The sequence below is a fragment of the Umezawaea sp. genome (assembly GCF_036375055.1).
Taxonomy (GTDB): Bacteria; Actinomycetota; Actinomycetes; order Mycobacteriales; family Pseudonocardiaceae; genus Umezawaea.
In genome coordinates this window covers 1-18,423 of sequence record NZ_DASUSQ010000111.1, presented here as the reverse complement: position 1 = coordinate 18,423, position 18,423 = coordinate 1, and the positions used below count along the sequence as shown (strand labels likewise).

Here is an 18,423-nt window from a genome sequence, read left to right as displayed (position 1 = left end):
TCACACCTTCCTGTGGCAGACGTGCGGAAGTCGGTGGGTCGCTCAGGTGGCGGCGGGGGTGTAGGTCAGCCACCCGCGCACCACGTCCACGAAGGCCTCGTGCTCGTCGGTGTAGACGGTGTGGCCGCTGTTCTCGAAGATCCGGAGTTCGGCCCCCCGGATGCTCCGCGCGATCTCCTCGGAGAACTCCGGGGCGCAGATCCAGTCGTGCCGTCCCCCGATCACCAGCGTGGGGGCGGTGATCCGGTGCAGGTCGCCGGTGACGTCGTAGGTGCGGAGGAATCCCGCGTAGCCCTCGTTGAGCGCCTCCGGCGAGTAGACGCACCGCCGTTCGCGCTCCTTCGCGAGGTCGAACGTGCGCGAGTACACCGGTCCGAGGACCTCGAAGTACTCGCGGAGCTCCTCCTCGTCCCGGAACGCGCCCGCCCACAGCTTCTCCGCGGCCTCGCGCTGCTCCGGCGTACCGCGCTCGGCGAGCAACTCCTTGGCGCGGCTGATGAACCGGTGGTCGGGTGCGGTGATCACGGCGATCAGGTGCGACAGGTTGTGGTCGTAGCGCGTCGCGTAGGACAGCGCGACCATCCCGCCGTAGGAGACGCCGAGCAGGCCGATCTTCTCCAGGCCCAGGTACCGCCTCAGCGCCTCGACGTCCTCGACGTTGTTCTCCAGCGTGTAGGTCTCCCTCGGCCCTCGCGCGGACCGCCCGCTCCCGCGGTGGTCGACGTAGACGATCTGCGCCTTGTCGGCGAGCGCGGAGAACGCGGGCTTGAAGCCGCTGTGGTCGCCGCCGGGGCCGCCGTGCAGCGCGAACAGCACCGGCTTCTCGCGCATGTCGACGCCGTCCGGCACGAGTCCCGCGCCCTCCACGTCGAAGTACAACTCGGTGTCCCGGACTTTCGCGCGCATGCGGTCCTCCTCTGGGTCGGACGCGGCCACTGCCGCACAGCGGGGTCTCAGCGGACGCTGGTGGAGTTCGTGCTCGGCGGAACGGTCCAGGCGCGTCACCCCCTCGTGGACGTGGTCGTGGCGGTCGAGCCGCTCAGCAGCGGGGCGACGACGGGACGCAGCGCGTCGGCGACCACGGCGTTGCCGCGCGGCCCGCAGTGCGGCCCCAACCGGCCCAGGGTGAACAGCTCCCGCCACCGCGGGTCCCGGCGGAACCGCTCGGTGACGTCCACGACGGGCAGCGTCGAGCGCAGGCCCGCGAACACCTCCTCGTGGGCTGTGCCGCCGTCGGGCCGCTCCAGGTCCACCGGCTGCGGCACGACGAGCAGGACCGGGTGCTTGCCCGCCGCGCGGCACCGGGCGGCGAACCGCTCCACCAGCGCGCGCAGCAGGCGGCGGGCGTCCGGGTCCGCGCAGAGCCGCGCCGTCCAGCGCGCGTTGTCCCGCAGCACCACGCCGAACGCCGCGCGGACCGCCCGCTCCCGCCGTTCGGGTCCGCGACCGATCCCGGTCAGCAGGTGCGCCAGCACCGGGAGGTGCCGCCGCGCGCGGCGCAGCAGCCTGGGCAGGTAGGGGAAGTCCAGCAGGTCGCGGCGGAACTTGGTGGCGTGGAAGGGATCCAGCCGGGTGATCTCCGGAAGTCGCTCGCGGTAGGTGGCGTACCCGCCGGGGTCGTCGACCGCGCTCGGGTGCGGCACCAGGCCGTCGGGCCCCAGGGTGAACCGCGGCTTGAACGCGAGCACGTTGCCGTACTCGAAGTAGTGCTTCCAGTACGAGTGCACCCGTGCGACGGTCTCCGGCACGACGCCCATGACCACGACGTCGGCCTCCAGGGTCGGCAGCTCGCGTTCGAGGCGCAGCAGGGCCTGGTCGAGGCCGTAGTTGCCGACCCCGTAGTTCGCCACGCCGACGCCGAGCGCCCGCGACAGCAGGTGCGGCCACGTCTCGTCGTCGTCCACGAGGCGGCAGAACGTGTAGGAGTCGCCGAAGCAGGCCACGGCGGCACCGCCGTCGAGGCGGGGGTCGCGCCTGCGTCCGCGCTCGTCCACGGCCCAGCTCGTCGTGCCCCGGTCGGTGGTCTCGGTGCCGTGCTCCCCTGCGCGCCTGCACCACCCCAGCTCGGGGTCGAACGACCTCGCGGCGTGCCGCTCGACCAGTGCCGCGGGGATCTCCGGTGCCAGGTCGCGCCGCGACACGAGCCAGGGGAAGTCCGGCCGCAGCGCCCGCACCAGCGCGTGGACGGCCAGCTCCGCCGCGAGGTACCCGGCCGCCGCGGCGGCCAGCCGCCCGGCGGCCGTCACGTCGTCACCCGCGCGGTCAGGGCGGCCACGATCCGCTCGACCAGCTCGTCCGGGGTGCCGTCGCGGCCGGAGCTGTCCAGCACGAGGTCCGGGTCCTCGGGGCGGGGGAACGGGATGTCCACGCCCACCACGTCGGACTGCTCGCCGTCGAGGGCCGCCCGGTACAGGCCCCTGGTGTCGCGCTCGACCACCACGTCCATCGGCACGTCGAGGAACACCTCGAAGTAGTCCGAGAGGTTCTCGCGGTTCCACGCGCGCCACCGCGGGAAGATCGACAGCACGGCGGCCACCACGTGCACACCCTGTCGGTCGAGCATCCGGCACAGGCGGCTGATCCGCTCGGCGTTGACCTCGCGGCCCGCCACGTCGTGGGACAGCGCGCCGCCCCACACCTCGCGCAGCAGGTCGCCGTCGAGGTAGACGAGGTTGGCCGACTCCTCGCGCAGCCGCGCGGCCAGGCGCGTGCCCACGGTGGTCTTGCCCGCACCCGACAGACCGATCAACCAGACGATCACCCGAGCACCTCCTGCCCGTCGCCGAACACCAACCGGCCCCGCCGCACGAGGTCCTCGCAGACGTCGAGGTCGCCGGGGCTGTCCACCTCGCCCCACGCCTCGTGGCAGGGGACGGTCTCGATCCGCTCCCCGGCGTCGAGCAGCGCTTGCAGCAGGCTCGTCACGTCCAGCTCGTCGACCCGCCGCGCGGGCAGCCCGTCCAGCAGCGCCAGGGTCGCCGCCCACGCCTCCGGGGTGAACCGCAGCAGCCCCAGGTACTGCCCCTGCACCTCGGCGACCGTGCTCGGCCGGGCACCGATCCGCTCCAGCGCCCCGTCGGGGGCCAGCCGGAAGGTCTCCGCGTCGTCGAGCGGGTCGGCGAACCGCCGTTCCCAGAGCTGGAGCCAGTGGGGGTCGTGGGCTATGGCCAGGTCCCCCGGCGCGGCGACGAGGCCGCGCACCGTCGCCGCGGAGTAGACGATGTCGCCGTAGGAGACGACGAACGGCCCGCCGGCCAGCCACTCCGACGCGGCGAGCAGCGAGCGCACCATGGCGGTCTCGGCCCACCGGTGGGCGGGGAACACCGGCAGCCCCAGCCCGGTGAGGTCGTCGGCGCGGTAGCCCGCCACGATCGCCAGGTCGGTCACCCCGGCCGCGGTCAGCGCCGCCCGCTGCCACGCCAGCAGGGGACGGCCCGCCAGCGGCACCAGGCACTTCGGCCGGTCGTCGGTGAGGTGGCGCAGCCTGCTGCCCCGGCCCGCCGCGAGGATCACCCCCCTCATCGCCCACCGCCGAACTGCGAGCGGAACAGCTCCCGGTCCGGCTCGGCGAGCGCGGTCGGCAGGCGTTCCGGGTGCCACATGACGCCCAGCACCGGTTCCGTCTCGTGCCGCACGCCCTTGACGACGCCACCGGGACCGGTCGCCCACACCCGCAGCGGCGGCCTCGACCCGACCGCCGCCCAGTGGTGGTAGCTGTTCACCACCCGCTCCCGGCCGTCCGCCAGCACGGTCTGCCGGGGCGCCACGTGCCCGCTCACCCGCGTCAGCGGCACCCCGAAGCGGCGCAGGAGCAGCTGCATCCCCCGGCACACCCCGACCACGGGGAGACCGGCGCGCAGCGCCGCGTCCAGCAGCGCCGTCTCGGTGCGGTCCCGCTCGGGGGCGTCACCGCCGAGTTCGACGAGGTCGTTGCCGCCGGTCAGGAGGACACCGCCCACCGGGAGCGCGCGGAGCACCCCGGCCGCGCGGGCGGGGTCGTTGGGCACCGGGACGGGCAGCAGCCCGCAGTCCGCCAGGAAGGACCACCACCGCTGGTCGACGGCGTCGTGGCGGGTGCCGCGCTCCGGGTCGACCACCACGCGGGACGTGACGGCGACGCACGTCATGGCAGCACCTCCACCCTGCGGTTCAGGCAGTCGACGGTGAGCCGCCGGGCGGTGGACCACCGGTCGTAGAGCACCTGGCCCGCGCCGATGACCGCCGGGATGCCGAGCTGGTGCGCGCGGATGGCCATGTGGGAGTTGGCGCCGCCGAAGCGGGTGATGAACCCCGCCACGCCCTCGGCGAAGATCCAGTCGTAGCCGGGGTCGCCGCTGGGCAGCATCAGGATCTTGCCCTTGACGTCGGCCGGCCGCGACGAGATCAACGCGACGGGACCGGTTGCGGTGCCCTGGGTGACGTAGTTGGGTTCGCTGGTGGGCAGGTGGAACGACGTGACGTCCTCGGGGCAGGCGATGACCGGGGGCAGCACGAGGCGACGGGTCAGCCCGTACTGCTGCCGCCCCGCGTCGGCGCTCCGGCGCAGCACCTCCTCCGGGCTCGCCGCGCCGCGGTACAGCTCGTCGACGCACGTGATCGTCGTGCAGGACATGTCGTCGACGTCGACGCCCGCCTCGCGGCCCAGCCGCGCGAGGAGCGAGAGCGCCTCGCTCAGGTGCCGGGTGAACTCGAACTTGGAGTTCTCGCGCTGCTCGATGCTGGTGACCACGAACGCCAGCAGCCCGTGGGCGTCCAGTTCCAGCCGGTGCTGGCGGAGCAGCCCGTCGACCAGGCGCATCGTGCTCGCGGGCAGCCGGAACGGCGGCGGGTCCACGGCGCGCGTCCGCCGGTCGGGCCAGTCGAAGTAGCCGTCGGGGTCCTCGTCGTAGCGCGGGGACCGGATGTCGTAGGTGCCGGGGCGGAGGAACCCGTACCGGTGCAGGAACTCCTCGCGCGACAGCGCCGTGCGGTCGCTCAGCATCCTGTTGGTCACCGTGTCCAGCGAGGCCATGAGCCGGGCGACGTCCTGCTCGGTCAGCACGCCGATCCCGACGAGCGACCGCAGCATCTCGGTGGCGATGAAGCCGAGCCTGGCGAAGCCCGCGAACGCGAGCGTGCCGAACCGGCGGCAGTCCTCCAGCAGCCAGTAGACCTGGCTCGGCAGGTCGAGGTCGGACTGCCGCACCTCGTTCAGCTTGGCGCGCAACGAGGTGATGGCCGCCAGGTCCTCCTGCCGCGCCGGGAACTCCGGGTCCATGAGGTCGTTGGTCAGGGTGCGCAGCGCCACGACGACGTCGTCGCGCTCCCCCGCGCCGAACAGGTGCCCGGCCTGGTCGGCCAGCCGCTCCCGGACGGTGAAGGAGTAGCAGGAGAAGACGACGTCGAACTCGATCTTGTCGTGCAGCTCGGGGTTGTCCACGAGCCGGTCGATGTAGTGGTCCACCAACCGTTCCGCGACCCGGTCGTCCAGCGACGCGGGGACGAGCGAGTTGCAGCTCGCGCGCACGTCGACGTAGGGCAGCCCGCGGAAGTCGAGCATCAGCGGGAAGCCGCGGACGTCCCGGTAGCCGTAGCGCGCCCGCTGGGCCGCCCACTGCCCGTCGGTGATCAGGCGCTGGTACAGCGACGCGGCCAGCGGACGGGGGCGGGTGCCGACGATCTCCGCCGGGTTCCAGTCCGGCATCACGCCGAACACGGTCCGCTGTCCGCACAGGTGCGGGTGCGGCTGGCTCGCCGTGCGGACCTTCGCGGCGACGGCGGCCAGCGCCTCCTCCAGCGCGCCGTCGTCGGTCAGCGGCTCCACGACGAGCGGGCGCACCTGGAGCAGGTACAGCTCCCCGTCGTGGTCGAAGGCGAACTCGACGTCGAGACCGGTGCGCCCCAGCAGCTCCTCCAGCTCGTGGGACAGCAGCACGAGACGGCGCAGCCGCGGGTCGACGCGGGAGGTGTCGGCGGACTTCCAGGAGTAGAACGTCCGCAGCCGCGCGCGACCGCCACCGGTCACCGCCGCCGGGTCGCCGTCCTCCTCGTAGTTGACGACGAGGTAGGGGGAACCGGTGTTCGGGTCGCAGGTGAAGACCACCCCGCTCATCGTCACGTCGCGGACGAGGGGCTGGACGAGCACGAGCTGGTCGCCCAGCTCGTGCTCGGGCAGCACGTCGACGCGGGCGCGGTAGGAGTCGATCACGGCGTCGACCGCCGTGCGCAGGGCGGCGCGGCCGGTGACCCCGGCCACCGACAGGTAGCTGCCCGGCATCAGGGTGCGGGGGTCGTCCTCCCGCCTGGTGCTGCTGCGCACGATCAGCGGGCGGTGTCCCCAGGGGCGGTCCTCGACCCGGTCGAGGACGCGGTCCCGGTCGGCGCTCCACTCGTCGACCCGGAAGTGCAGCAGGGGCAGCACCCGCGCCGTGCGCACCAGCGGGGCGAGGTTCTCCAGGGTCTCGGCCTTGGAGCCGAGGAGCCCCACCGGGTCGGCGGGTACCGTGCGCGGCGGCACCGCGCCCGGCGACGAGCGGGGCAGCGGCGGGGCGGCGTGGTCAGGCGCCATGATGCTCCTTCACTCCCGGTGTGAGGACTGGTTCAGCGGACGCGTCCGGAATCGGGTGACCGGGTCGCGGAAAGCGGCGGGAGAACCCGCTCGCACATCGCAAAAGAATCGCGAATGGATGGACGCAACAGCATCGCTCCCCCTCAGGTCGCCCGTCGCCGTCTCCGTTCAACGGCAGTACCCCGGCCAACTCCGAGCAAACTCCCCATTGCACGGGCACAAAATTTGAGACATTTTTACGAATGCCGGTGGCACCTTCAGAGCAATCGGATGCGACGAATTCGCGGTTTGAGCCTCGAATTACCACAGGGGTGGAATGAATGCGCGCCGCGAGCCGGTTTGGTGGTGCGGGGCGGGGGGAAGTTTCGACCATGGTCTTGTGCGACGGCGGGCTTTCGGCGGTGTTGGCCGAGGAGTCGGGGCGGCTGCTGACCGGGTTGCGGCGCGGCGGTCTGCGCGGTGCGGAGCTGGGCAGACGGGGAGACCTGCTGTCGCACCGGTTCCTGGTGCGGGCGCTGGCCGACGCCCGTCCGCACGACGCCGTGCTGTCCGAGGAGGGCGCCGACGACCCGCGGCGGCTGGCCGAGGACCGCGTCTGGATCATCGACCCGCTCGACGGCACGCGCGAGTACGGGCTCCTCGGTCACACCGACTGGGCGGTGCACGTGGCGCTGTGGCAGCGGGGGCGCGGCATCACCTCCGCCGCCGTCGCGCAGCCCGCGCTGGACGTGGTGTGCGCGAGCGGGACCGCGGTGGCGGTGCGCCGGACGGCCGCGCGACCGCGGATCCTGGTGAGCGGGAGCCGACCGCCGTGGTTCGCCCCCGCCGTCGCCGCCGCGCTCGACGCGGACCTCGTCGGCATGGGCTCGGCGGGCGCCAAGACCCTGGCCGTGCTGCGCGGCGAGGCCGACGCCTACCTGCACGCGGGCGGCCAGTGGGAGTGGGACTCCGCCGCGCCGGTGGGCGTCGCCGCGGCGGCCGGGCTGCACACCTCGCGGGTCGACGGAACGCCGTTGACCTACAACCAGGCCGATCCGTACCTGCCGGACCTGCTGATCTGCGCGCCCGAGCACGCCGAACCCATCCTCACCGCCGTGCGCGGCACGGGACCGCTCAGGCCCGCATGACCGCCGCGATCGGGATGCGGGCGGCACGGATCGCGGGCACCAGTCCACCGAGCACCCCGGCGACCACCCCCGCCACCACCCCGGCGACCCCCGCCTGCCACGGGAACGAGATGTCCTGGAGGGCCGGGTAGCTCGACCCGAACAGGGCCGACCCCACCTCCACCCCGGCTGCCCCGGTCCCGATCGCCGCCGCCGCGGTCAGCAGGCCGACCAGGAGGGTCTCCGCCAGCACGATGCCCGCCAGCAGCAGGCGCGACGTGCCGAGGGCGCGGCGCAGGGCCAGTTCCTCGACGCGCTCGCCGACGGTGGCCAGTCCGACGTTGAGGATGCCCGCGACGCCGATCAGCAGCACCAGCGCCGCCATCCCCAGGAAGATCAACCGCATCAGCGAGAGCTGGTTCTCCATGTCCTCCCGCGAGTTGACCGGGTACGCCGTCAACCCGTCCTCGGCCACGCCGACGGCCACCAGGCGGGCGCGCAGCGTCCGCACGAGTTCCGGTGCGGCGGGTGACAGCAGCACCTGGACGCGGGAGCCCTCGCGGGACGGACCGGCGGTCGGCAGCCACGCCCCCACCTCGTCCAGGCGCACGTAGACCGCGGGCTGCGGGTTGCCGTCCGCGACCACCCCGACCACCTGCGGCGTCACGTGGAACGCGGCACCGGGCAGCGCCATCTCGCCGGGGACCCGGTACCGCCGCAGGCCGACCGCGGCCTCCTCGTTCAGCACGACCCTCGGGGCCAGCGCCGGTGCCGAGGCGAAGTCCAGCCACTCCCCCGACACCGGGCGGAACGGCCGGAACCCGCGGACGTCCCCGGTGAGGGCTTCGAGCTTCACCTCGATCGCCTGGCCGTCCGGCTCGCCGGAGCCGTCCGACGGACCACCCGCCCGCGCGTGGTCGAACGGCACCGCGCCGTCGTTGATCGGGCGCACACCGGGTTCGCCGATGACCGCGTTCATGCCGATCGAGGCCACCCCGTCGGACCTGCCCGACAGGGTCCGCTCGACCACGGTGAGCGCGGACGGCTCGTCGGGCACGCTCATCCAGAGCGTGCCGTCCCTGCCCCGCGACAGCTCGACGCCGGAGAGCATCGCGCGTTCGGCGATCTCGGAGCCCGCCTGCACCGTCAGCACCGCGAGCACCCCGAGGAACAGGCTGATCATGGACAGGAACGTGCGCAGCTTGCGGGCGCGGATGCCCTGGCCGCCGATGACCAGCGCCGAGCGCAGCTTCCCGGAGCCCATCAGGCGGCCCCCGTCCCGCGCGGGCGGGTCGATGTCGTGCGCGTCATGCCTGGTCCTCCTGGTGGGTCGTCGGGGTGATGGTGCGCAGCGCCCGCCCGCACGCCGCGGCGGCGGCCAGCGAGACGAAGAACCCGGCGGCGGCCGGGGCGGCGATCCACGGCGTCACCGTCGTGCCCGCGTCGTCCGGGACGCCCGGTGCGACCGTCAGCAGCCCGTGCCCCACGGCGACACCCGCCGCGCAGGCCGCGAGCGTGGCCACGACCACCGGCAGCACGACCTCGCGCCGCAGCACCGTGCGCAGCACTCGCGCGGGTGTGCCCGCCGCCATCAGCACGCTGAACGTCCGGCGCCGCTCGACCACCGAGCCCACGGCGCTCACCGCCGCGCCGGAGCCGCCCAGCAGCGCGGCGACCACCAGGCCGATCAGCACCGCCCGGTGGAGGTCGGCGAGCATCGTGGTGGCGAGGGTGTCGGACTCGGCGGAGTTCCGCAGCGGCGATCCCGGAACGGCCCTGACGAGCGCGGTGTGGACCGCCTCGCGGTTCTCCGGTGTGGTCAGCACCGCGACGCCGTTCGGCCGGGCGGCCAGGGTCGGGACGAGTTCCGGGTCGACGACGACGTGGGAGCCGCCGTGGTGGAGGCGGACCCCGACGCCGTCCGGCAGGGCGACCCTCGGCCGCGCCTGGCGGCTGGAGATCCGAAGTGGACGGACGGTGTCCAGCGGGTGCGGCGCGTACACCGCCGGTCCGGGTTCGCAGGTGAGCCCGGTGAGGACGGCCGCGACGTCGGCGCACCGGGCGACCACCGCGGGGTACGACCGGCCGCCGGAGTCCAGCAGTCCGTCGACCAGGGGCACGACGGGCGCGGTCGTCGCCGTGCGCAGCGCGTCGATCCGCCGGGGGTCGGTGACGTCGTGCGCGACGACGGCGTCCGGCGCCCACGTCCCGTCGTCGACGATGACCTGCCGCTCCAGCGTCGGCACCATGGTCAGCGCCAGCGCCCCGGTGAACACGGCGACGACCACGCCCGCCGTGCCGCGGAAGGCCGCGACCGGGTCGCCGAGGAGCCGCCGTCCGGCGAGCAGCGTCGCCGGTCGGCGCCAGCGCCCGACGAAGAGCCAGCCCACCAGCGACGTCAGCACCGGTCCGGTGAACACCAGTGCCAGCGCGACCCCGGCGACGCCCGCCAGCACCACCTCGAAGCGGTTCGGCCCGCCGACCTCGCGGGCGACCACGAGGCCGACGGTGAACAGCGCGAACGCCCCGACCAGGACCGGCGTTCGCCGCCACCGGACGCCGCGGACCTCCACCGCGCCCGGCGGACGGGTGAGGACCCTCCGGTGGCCGACCAGCGCGGCGCCCACGACGAGCAGCGGCGCGCACACCGCCACCACCGCGGCCACGAGCGGGTCGGGGGTGAAGTCGTCGGGGAACCAGGTGCCGCCTCCCCACGGGACCCGCGCGACGAGGTGGCTCGACGGCCAGGCCAGCGCGACGCCGAGCAGGCTGCCCGCGACGGCCCCGGCCGCGATCTCCACCGCGACCACCGCGGCGGCCTGGCGCGGTGTGGCGCCCACCAGCCGCAGGGCCGTGAGCCTGCGTTCCCGCTTGGCGGACGTGAGCCGCCCGACCGACCCGACGAGCACCAGGCAGGGCACCACGAGCACCACCAGGCCGATCCTGGTGAGCAGGTGCAGCATCCCGGCGGTGTCGGCCACGCGCACGCGCGGCCCGAGCAGGTCGCTCGCGCGGACGCCGTCGACCGCGCCCGGCGGGTGGCCGACGATCGCGACCAGCTCGTCCGGGAACCCCAGCGCCCGCTCGTCCAGCAGGCCCACGACGGCGCCGGGGAAGCGGTCGCCGAGCCTCGCCGGGGGCACCGCGCCGACCAGGTCGGCCAGCGCGGGCGAGAGCACCACCTCACCGGGGCCGGGCAGGCGCGGGATCCCCCGCGCCACGGCGACCCCGGCCGGGTCGTCCGACGCGACGTCGAAGCGCTCGACCAGCTTGCCGCGGAACTCGTCGCGGGTGGCCGCGACCGTCAGCGGCCCCTCGGGGCTCGCGCCGCGCCACGCGACGCGGTCCTCCCGCGCCCGCAGGGCGGTCGGAGCGGTGACCAGCCAGAGGACCAGCAGCACCCCCACCGCCACGCCGAGCGCGACGAGCACGGCCGAGACCCGCGCGCCGCGGTCGCCGCGGAACAGGGTGATCGCGAGCCTCACGCGACCCCTCCGTCCCGCGGCGCACGCGCACGCCTCCACACCGGACGGACCCCGACCGACCCACGAACCCTCGACACCGCAGCCATGCCGTGAATGCTGTCGAGCCGCCGCCGGTCCCCACCTCGGTCACGTCGCCACTTCGGATCGGTCAAGTGACCGAGGTGGGAGGTGAACCGGATCAGTAGCGTCTCCACCATGGACGGACTCCGCAGGCAGTGGCCTACCGCGCTCGCGCTCGGCGCGCTGCTGGTGGTCGAGCTGACCTGGCTCCTGCCCGTCCGCGGCCCCGACGTCTGGGTCTGGTTGCTGACCGTGCCCGCGTGCGCGGCCGCGCTCGCCGCCCACCGGTTCCCGGCGGTGTCGACGGCGGTCGCGGCCACGTCCGTCGTGCTGACCTCGCTCGCCGTGGACGAGGACGGGTCGCGCCTGGAACGGCTGCTGAGCCCGCTGTCGCTGGCCGAGACGGCGGCGTGCATGGCGATCGTGGCCGCCGTCGTGCGGTGCGCGACCCCGAGGGCGGCGGGCGTGAGCGTGGGTGTGCTCGTCGTGGTGAGCACGCACGCGGCCGTGGTGCGCACGGGCTTCTCCTGGACCGAGTCGAACGTCGCGGGCTCGCTGCTGCTGGGCGTGGTCGCGATCGGGACGGGCCGGTACTTCCGGGCGCGGGACGCCGAGCGGGAGCGCCTGCTGTCCTCCTCGGTGTCCGACGCGCAGCGGGAGGAGCGCATCGCGCTGGCCCGCGAGCTGCACGACGTCGTCGCGCACCACGTGACCGGGATGCTGGTGCAGGCGCAGGCCGCCCTGGACGTGGCGGAGGAGGACCCAGGGGCGGCGCACCGGCTGCTGCCCGGCATCATCGGCAGCGGGACTGAGGCGGTGGGCGCGATGCGCAGGCTCGTGGGCACGCTGCGCGAGGGCGAGGCGGAGGTGGCGACGACCGACCTCGGCGCCGACGTCCTGGCCGCCGTCGAGCGCGCCCGCGACCAGGGGCTGCCCACCAGGCTGCGCATCGACCTCCCGCCGGACCTGCCGCCCGAGCTGGGCCGCTCCGTGCTGCGGCTGGTGCAGGAGTCGCTGACCAACGCGCACAAGCACGCCGTCGAGCCGACCGCCGTCGACGTGGAGCTGTCCCGGACGCCCACGGCGGTGCGCGTGGTCGTGACCGACGACGGCAGGCCGGGGTCGGCGCGGTCGGCGGGTTACGGTCTCGTCGGCATGCGGGAACGGGTGGGCATCCTGGGCGGCCTGTTCTCCGCCGGTCCGGACGGGAACGGCTGGCGGGTCGTCGCCGAACTTCCGTGGGAAGGGCACGCGTGATCTCGGTCCTGATCGCCGACGACCAGGAGATGGTGCGCACGGGGTTCCGGCTGATCCTGGAGAGGCGGCCGGACATCTCCGTCGTCGCCGACGTGGCCGACGGGGTCGCGGCCGTCACGACCGCGCGCGAGCTGCGGCCGGACGTGTGCCTGGTGGACATCCGGATGCCGGGTCTCGACGGCCTGGAGGTGACGAAGCGGCTCGCGCCGACGTCGAAGGTCGTCGTGGTGACGACCTTCGACCTGGACGAGTACGTGCACACGGCGTTGCAGCACGGGGCCAGCGGGTTCCTGACCAAGGACGCGGGGCCCGAACTGCTCGTGGAGGCCGTGCGGGCGGCGGCGCAGGGCAATGCGCTGATCTCGCCGCAGGTGACGCTGCGGCTGCTGCGGCAGTTCACCCGTCGGGGTGAGAGCGCGGACCGGAACAGGCTCACGGCACGGGAGCAGGACGTGGTGCGCGAGGTGGCGCGCGGGCTCACGAACCAGGAGATCGCCGTCGCCCTGCACATGTCGCTGTCCACCGTGAAGACGCACCTGACCTCGGTGCTGGGCAAGCTCGGCGCGCGCAACCGCGTCGAGATCGCGTCGTGGGCCTGGCGGGCGGGCCTCGCCGGGTCGTGACCCGCCCGCACCAGGTCAGAACAGGGCGACGGGGTTGACCGGCACGCCGGTCAGGCCGTGGACGCGCGGCGGGGCGACGGTGAGCAGGAAGCTGTGGCGCCCCAGCTCCGCGCACAGCTCGGCGAGGTCGTCCAGCTCGGCCGCGTCCACCAGCGGCATCGCCATCCGGCCGAGGCCGACCCCGTGCAGCGGCGACGGCCCGTCCGGGTCGAGCGGCGGGTGCGCGTCACCGCGGTCGGCGGCGCAGAGCGAGACCCCTCGGCGGTGCATCCAGCGCACCGCGTCGAGGCTGATCCCCGGTGTCGGCGTCCCCGGCACCGGGACGCTCGACCACCCCAGCCGCACCACCAGCGCGTCGCCCTCGCCCACCTCGACGCCCTGGCGCCGCTCGGCCCGCTCGAAGTCCTCCGACGTCACCGCGTGGCCGGGGGCGAGCGGCCCGTCCGCGGCCAGGTCGAGCAGGACGCCCCGCGTCACGATCCCGGCGGCGAACGCCCCCGTCGACCCGTGCACGACACCGCCGGGCGTCACGGCCTGCTCCCTGGGCTTGCCGGGGTAGACCAGGTCGTCGCGGGACCAGTGCGCCAGCGCGTCGATGTGCGTCGACCGCACGTGGTGGTTCGTCACCAGCACCAGATCCGCCGCCACCCCCATCCCGGTGTGCGACACCATCTGCTGAACCGGGGACACCTCCACCGTCGTGGGCGCGAACGGGCCGCTCACCATCGGGTTCGGCGTGATCGGCTGCGCGAGCGACACCCACCGACCGAGCCGCACCTCCGCGGCGGCCCTCGCCCGCACCTCGTCGGTGATCAGGTTGAGCGTGCCGAGCTCGTCGTCGGCCCCCCACCGCCCCCAGTTGTCCGGCAGGTCGAGGTCGGTCGGATCAGCCATGTGGTGGGGCCCTTCTCGTCGAGGTCGGCGGTTGTCCGGCCGACCGGGGAGCAGCGCCACGGTATCGATCGGGTGATCCACCCGCGTCGGTGGAAACCACCTGGTCGCTCCCGGAAGGACGGTCCCGCCCGCACCACCGGGGAGCGTCCGCACCACGATCCCGGTCGCGCACCGGATCGCCACCGTGGACCGGGTCGTCGGCCCGCGGTGCGGGAGGCGCGTTCGCGTCACCGGACCCCGACCGCCACACACGCCACCGTCCGCCGGACGGTGGCGGCGCTAGACGGGCGAGGCGGGCGAGGCGGTGTCCGTGTCGGCGCCGTTGTCGGCCTGGCGCTCGGTGTGGCCCGCTCCGTGCCAGTCCAGGCAGAGCACGGTGGCGTCGTCCTCCAGGCGGTCGCGGCAGGCGCGCCGCACGGCCCTCGTCACCACCCGCACCACCTCCCTGGGGTGCAGGTCCTGCGTGTCGCGGAGCAGCGCGAGCAGGTCGACGGCTTCCGCGTCGCGCTCGAACATGCCGTCGGTGAGCAGCACCAGCCGGTCGCCGGGACGCAGGTCCAGCCGCTGCACGCGGTAGTCGTGCGGGGCGACGCCGAACAGCAGGTCGATCTTCAGCTCCAGCGGCTCGACCACGCCGTCGCGCAGCAGCAGCGGCGGCGGGTGGCCCGCGTTGACCAGCTCCACCGCTCCGGCACGCAGGTCCACGCGCAGCAGCACTCCGGTCGCGAGCGACCCCCGCCGGTGGTCCATCAGCGCGTGGTTGGCCTGCCGCGCCTGCTCGGCCAGGTCGCTGCCGTCCCGGCGGGCCTTGCGCAGCGCGCCCACCAGCAGGGTCGCGGTCAGCGCCGAGCTCACGTCGTGGCCGACGGCGTCGGTCATCGACACGTGCAGGGAGTCGCGGTCCAGGGCGTAGTCGTAGGTGTCCCCGCCGATGTCGTGGGCGGGCACCAGCGCTCCCGCGACGGTGAACTGCGCCGCCTCGCAGCAGGACGCCGTGGGCAGCAGCTGGTGCTGGATCTCCGCGGCCAGGCTCATCATCCTGGTGCGGCGACCGGAGTGGTAGAGGTCGGTGAAGCGGCGGTCGGTGACGATGACGTAGGCCAGTGCGTGCGCGGCCTCGCCGAGCTGCCCCAGCACGTCCTCGTCGAGGGAGGGAACGGTCACCTCCAGCACGCCGATGCAGTCGCCGCGGTTGGTCACCGGCAGCACCACCCGCACCCCGTCGTCCTCCGGCTGGTGCCACGGCAGCTGGGTGCGCAGCACCTCGTCGTAGGAGCCGTCCCGCGGGTCGACGCTTTCCGCACCGGCCCCCGCGGGGTGCGTGGTCGAGGTCAGCCGCACCAGGTGCTCGTCGACGAGGTCCACGAGCAGGAACGACACGTAGAAGGCGTCGAACCGCTTCGCCAGGTCGCGCGCGACCACCTCGACCGACTCCACCGGCGGCGCGCTCTCGGCCGCCGCAAGCACATCACCCGATAGCACCGCATCACCATCCCTCGACGTGTTCCGCACAGTGGTGCTCACCCAACCACACGTTCGTCCACGCGTTGTTCGTCAACCGCGCTCGACCCGACGGTGAACAACAACCCTCCGGTACGCATGGGGGGTCGGCGATCCGGCCGACCGGACGGGGGAGGAACCACGGGGAGAACACCGGCGGTCGGCGCGGTGGTCGGCGCCGCACCGGCGAGCGCCGCGCCGTGGTGCGCGGTGGGCGCGGCGTGCTTCTGCGCGAACCCGGACGGCTCCGGCCAGGTGATCGTCGTGCGGGACGAGGTGTGGCAGGACCTGACCGGTTTCCAGAGCGTCAGGGTGATCGTGAACGACCAGGTGCCGGACGACGACGCCTGCGCGGCCACGGGTGTCGGCGGGACCGGGCAGCAGTTCTGCGTCCCCGGCGGGTCGTCGGTCCTGCTGCCCGCGGGCGTGGCGATCCGGTCGGTCCGGGGTTGACCGCGGAGGGACCGCGAGAGCACTGGCCCCGCCGGCCGCCGTCCGCGCGGCGCTGCCGCTGACGTCCGCGACCGCGCGGGCGGAACCCGGTCCGACGGTCCGGGCGGTGGTCGACCGGGTCGTCGCGGCCAACCCCGGCGCGCGCCGGACACCGTGCTGCCCGCCACCGGCGTCCGGGTGTGCTGATCCGTCGGACCGCGCCGCCGCGGACCTCCGTCGCCCCCGGTCGACACCGACCACCGGTGTCGACCACGGGCGAGGGCGGGAACCCCTGTGCTACGGCGAGATCAGGGGAGGCACATCACCTCTGGGTGTGGGGGTCGATGAAGCCGCCGGCCGCGTCGGTGGCGGTGGTGCCGAAGTCCTGCGCGGTGCCCGCCAGGTTCTGCCCGGCCTCGCCCGCGCCCTCGACGAACCCACCGGCCGTCTGCGCGACCTGGTCGGCGGACTGGCCGAACTGGTCCACGGCCTCGGCGCCGGGCACCTCGATCCCGGTCAGCTCGGTGACCTTGTCTCCGGCGCCGCCGAAGAGCTCGGCGGCTTTTTCCTTGAAAGCATCAAAAAGGCTCATATCGGACATTTCATCAGATTTAAGGTCAAAAAGCTCGTTCGCCCTCGCCCGATCGGTCGCGCCCGCGACGGCCGACCAGGTCATCCGAGGTCGAGGTTCGCCGACCGCGTCGGGACCGCGTCGAGCGCGGCGAGCGCCTCGTCGTCCAGCACGACCGCGCCCGCGTCGACGTTGGCCTCCAGGTGCCGGACGTTCGACGTGCCGGGGATGAGCAGCACGTTCGGGGCGTGGTGGAGCAGCCACGCGAGGCCGACCTGGGCGGGGGTGCGGCCCAGGGACTCCGCCACGGCCAGGACGGCCCGCTGCTCGGTCACCTTCGGCAGGCCGGGGAGACCGCCGCCGAGCGGGAAGAACGGCACCCAGGCGATGCCCTCGGCGGCGCACAGGGCGAGGAGGTCCTCGTCGTCGCGCGACACGAGGCTGTAGGCGTTCTGCACGCAGGCGACGCCCGCCGGGATCGCCCGGCGCAGGGTGTCCGACGAGACGCCGCTGAGCCCGATGGCGCCGATCTTGCCCTCGTCGCGCAGGGCGACCATGGTCGCGAGCTGGTCGTCGAGGTCGACCACCTGGTCGCCCTCGGCGCGCAGGCCGGGTCCGGCGTCGGTGCGGCGCAGGTTCACCAGCGGGATCCGGTCGAGGCCGAGGCCGACGAGGTTGGCCTCGACGCTCGCCCGCAGCTGCTCGGGCCGCTGCGCGAGGCGGAGCGGGACGGGGGCGCCGGGGTCGGGGTCGGCGCCGACCTTGCTCGCGATCAGCACGTCGTCCTCGGGCCGGACCGCCTCGCGGATCAGCTCGTTGGCGGGGCCGTAGAAGTGGGCGGTGTCGATGTGGTCGACGCCGAGCTCGACCACGCGCCGCAGCACCGCGACCCCCGTCGCGCGGTCGGCGCCGTGGTGCAGCTGCATCGCCCCGTAGCCGACGCGGGAGACGGTGCGGCCCGCGAGCGGGCCGGGGCCGCCGGGGCGGGTGGTGACGGGTGAAGGCATGGGAATCCTGTCCTCGTGCGATGATCGCCAAGACGGAGGCTCCTCCGTTTCACCACAACGCTACCGGAGGTGCCTCCGTTTTGTCTGCACCCGACCCGAGCGCCCGCAGACCCCGCTCGGACGCGGCGCGCAACCGCGAGAGGCTCCTCACCGCCGCGCGGAACGCCTTCACGGCGGCCGACGACACCGTCCCGCTGGAGACCATCGCCCGTGACGCCGGTGTCGGCATCGGCACGCTCTACCGGCACTTCCCCACCCGCGAGGCGCTCGTCGAGGCCGTCTACGCCGCCGAACTCGACGCCGTCGCCACCAGCGCACCCGCCCTGCTGGCCGCGCACCCGCCCGAGGTCGCCCTGCGGGCGTGGCTGGACCGCTACGCGGCGTTCGTCGACACCAAGCGGGGGATGATCACCACGCTCCGCGCGGGCTGGCAGTCGGGGCGCACGGCGACCCCGGCCACGCGGGAGCGCGTCACCGCCGCCATCGCCGCCATCCTGGCCGAGGGCGCGCGGACGGGAGCCCTCCGCGCCGACGTCGACCCCGAGGACGTCACCGCGATGCTCCTCGGCGTCTTCCTGTCCACCACGGTCGGCGGCGACCCCGAGCGGACCGGCAGACTCCTCGACCTCGTCGTGGACGCCGTGCGCCCGCGGTGACCCGTCAGGGCGCGGGCGCCTCCGCGAGGTGCGCGCGCGGCGCGGGCGCCCTCGACGGGGGCGGGTTCACTTCGCGCCCACCGCTCCCCTGTCGTCGTCGGGCAGGGGCTCGTCGGCCTCCTCCTCGTCGAGGAACCCGCCGGACTGGTGGCGCCACAGCTTCGCGTACACCCCACCCACCGCCAACAACTCCGCATGGGTCCCCTGCTCCACCACCCGACCCCGATCCAGCACCACCAACCGATCCATCCGCACCACCGTGCTCAACCGATGCGCCACCACGAT

The 18,423-nt window shown here is 74.2% G+C and carries 17 protein-coding genes and 1 pseudogene; 5 read left to right on the top strand and 13 right to left on the bottom strand.

Going from position 1 to position 18,423, the window contains the following annotated elements:
- Positions 1-42: 42 nt before the first annotated feature.
- The 6 genes from VFZ92_RS28340 to VFZ92_RS28315 all read right to left on the bottom strand — a co-directional run bounded on the left by VFZ92_RS28340 (position 43) and on the right by VFZ92_RS28315 (position 6,547).
- Positions 43-906 carry an alpha/beta fold hydrolase gene (locus VFZ92_RS28340; RefSeq protein ID WP_330879112.1) on the bottom strand — a complete coding sequence of 288 codons (864 nt, stop codon included), beginning with the start codon at positions 904-906 and terminating at the stop codon, positions 43-45.
- A 95-nt stretch (positions 907-1,001) separates the two neighbouring features.
- Positions 1,002-2,246 carry a hypothetical protein gene (locus VFZ92_RS28335; RefSeq protein ID WP_330879111.1) on the bottom strand — a complete coding sequence of 415 codons (1,245 nt, stop codon included), beginning with the start codon at positions 2,244-2,246 and terminating at the stop codon, positions 1,002-1,004.
- Positions 2,243-2,761, bottom strand: coding sequence for an adenylyl-sulfate kinase (locus VFZ92_RS28330; RefSeq protein ID WP_330879110.1), 519 nt, complete (start codon positions 2,759-2,761; stop codon positions 2,243-2,245). Before VFZ92_RS28330 ends, VFZ92_RS28335 begins: the two co-directional genes overlap by 4 nt.
- On the bottom strand, positions 2,758-3,522 hold the full coding sequence (locus tag VFZ92_RS28325; RefSeq protein ID WP_330879109.1) for a phosphocholine cytidylyltransferase family protein: 765 nt from the start codon (positions 3,520-3,522) through the stop codon (positions 2,758-2,760). The genes VFZ92_RS28330 and VFZ92_RS28325 overlap by 4 nt, the downstream gene beginning before the upstream one ends.
- The gene (locus VFZ92_RS28320) at positions 3,519-4,127 is read right to left on the bottom strand and encodes a gamma-glutamyl-gamma-aminobutyrate hydrolase family protein (RefSeq protein ID WP_330879108.1); all 609 of its coding nucleotides are present in this window, start codon (positions 4,125-4,127) and stop codon (positions 3,519-3,521) included. Before VFZ92_RS28320 ends, VFZ92_RS28325 begins: the two co-directional genes overlap by 4 nt.
- On the bottom strand, positions 4,124-6,547 hold the full coding sequence (locus VFZ92_RS28315; RefSeq protein ID WP_330879107.1) for a PEP-utilizing enzyme: 2,424 nt from the start codon (positions 6,545-6,547) through the stop codon (positions 4,124-4,126). Before VFZ92_RS28315 ends, VFZ92_RS28320 begins: the two co-directional genes overlap by 4 nt.
- Positions 6,548-6,918: 371 nt before the next feature.
- Here VFZ92_RS28315 and VFZ92_RS28310 point away from each other — a divergent pair, with 371 nt between their 5' ends.
- Positions 6,919-7,674: a 3'(2'),5'-bisphosphate nucleotidase CysQ gene (locus VFZ92_RS28310; RefSeq protein ID WP_330879106.1), complete on the top strand. Its 756-nt coding sequence runs from the start codon at positions 6,919-6,921 to the stop codon at positions 7,672-7,674.
- On the opposite strand, the gene VFZ92_RS28305 is transcribed toward VFZ92_RS28310, so the two are convergent.
- Positions 7,661-8,917: an ABC transporter permease gene (locus tag VFZ92_RS28305; protein ID WP_330879105.1), complete on the bottom strand. Its 1,257-nt coding sequence runs from the start codon at positions 8,915-8,917 to the stop codon at positions 7,661-7,663. The genes VFZ92_RS28310 and VFZ92_RS28305 overlap by 14 nt on opposite strands.
- A 43-nt stretch (positions 8,918-8,960) precedes the next feature.
- Positions 8,961-11,138, bottom strand: a complete 2,178-nt coding sequence (locus tag VFZ92_RS28300; RefSeq protein ID WP_330879103.1) for an FtsX-like permease family protein — start codon at positions 11,136-11,138, stop codon at positions 8,961-8,963.
- A 195-nt stretch (positions 11,139-11,333) separates the two neighbouring features.
- Here VFZ92_RS28300 and VFZ92_RS28295 point away from each other — a divergent pair, with 195 nt between their 5' ends.
- Together VFZ92_RS28295 and VFZ92_RS28290 are read left to right on the top strand one after the other, a co-directional pair.
- Positions 11,334-12,455: a sensor histidine kinase gene (locus VFZ92_RS28295; RefSeq protein WP_330879102.1), complete on the top strand. Its 1,122-nt coding sequence runs from the start codon at positions 11,334-11,336 to the stop codon at positions 12,453-12,455.
- Positions 12,452-13,078: a response regulator transcription factor gene (locus VFZ92_RS28290; RefSeq protein ID WP_330879101.1), complete on the top strand. Its 627-nt coding sequence runs from the start codon at positions 12,452-12,454 to the stop codon at positions 13,076-13,078. Before VFZ92_RS28295 ends, VFZ92_RS28290 begins: the two co-directional genes overlap by 4 nt.
- A gap of 15 nt (positions 13,079-13,093) precedes the next feature.
- Here VFZ92_RS28290 and VFZ92_RS28285 read toward each other — a convergent pair whose 3' ends face one another.
- Positions 13,094-13,972, bottom strand: a complete 879-nt coding sequence (locus VFZ92_RS28285; protein WP_330879100.1) for a cyclase family protein — start codon at positions 13,970-13,972, stop codon at positions 13,094-13,096.
- Positions 13,973-14,251: 279 nt separating this feature from the next.
- Positions 14,252-15,454, bottom strand: coding sequence for a PP2C family protein-serine/threonine phosphatase (locus VFZ92_RS28280; protein WP_330879099.1), 1,203 nt, complete (start codon positions 15,452-15,454; stop codon positions 14,252-14,254).
- A 186-nt stretch (positions 15,455-15,640) separates the two neighbouring features.
- Between VFZ92_RS28280 and VFZ92_RS28275 the strand changes: the two genes are divergently transcribed.
- Entirely contained in the window at positions 15,641-15,925 is a 285-nt protein-coding gene (locus VFZ92_RS28275; protein ID WP_330879098.1) for a hypothetical protein, read from the top strand.
- Positions 15,926-16,226: 301 nt separating this feature from the next.
- Here the strand turns inward: VFZ92_RS28275 and VFZ92_RS28270 are convergent, their stop codons facing one another.
- Positions 16,227-16,580, bottom strand: coding sequence for a hypothetical protein (locus VFZ92_RS28270; protein WP_330879097.1), 354 nt, complete (start codon positions 16,578-16,580; stop codon positions 16,227-16,229).
- Positions 16,577-17,482 carry an aldo/keto reductase gene (locus VFZ92_RS28265; RefSeq protein ID WP_330879096.1) on the bottom strand — a complete coding sequence of 302 codons (906 nt, stop codon included), beginning with the start codon at positions 17,480-17,482 and terminating at the stop codon, positions 16,577-16,579. The genes VFZ92_RS28270 and VFZ92_RS28265 overlap by 4 nt, the downstream gene beginning before the upstream one ends.
- A gap of 80 nt (positions 17,483-17,562) precedes the next feature.
- Between VFZ92_RS28265 and VFZ92_RS28260 the strand changes: the two genes are divergently transcribed.
- Positions 17,563-18,138: a TetR/AcrR family transcriptional regulator gene (locus VFZ92_RS28260; protein ID WP_330879095.1), complete on the top strand. Its 576-nt coding sequence runs from the start codon at positions 17,563-17,565 to the stop codon at positions 18,136-18,138.
- A gap of 66 nt (positions 18,139-18,204) precedes the next feature.
- Here the strand turns inward: VFZ92_RS28260 and VFZ92_RS28255 are convergent.
- Positions 18,205-18,423, bottom strand: a pseudogene (locus VFZ92_RS28255) (ABC transporter ATP-binding protein); the annotation flags it as partial.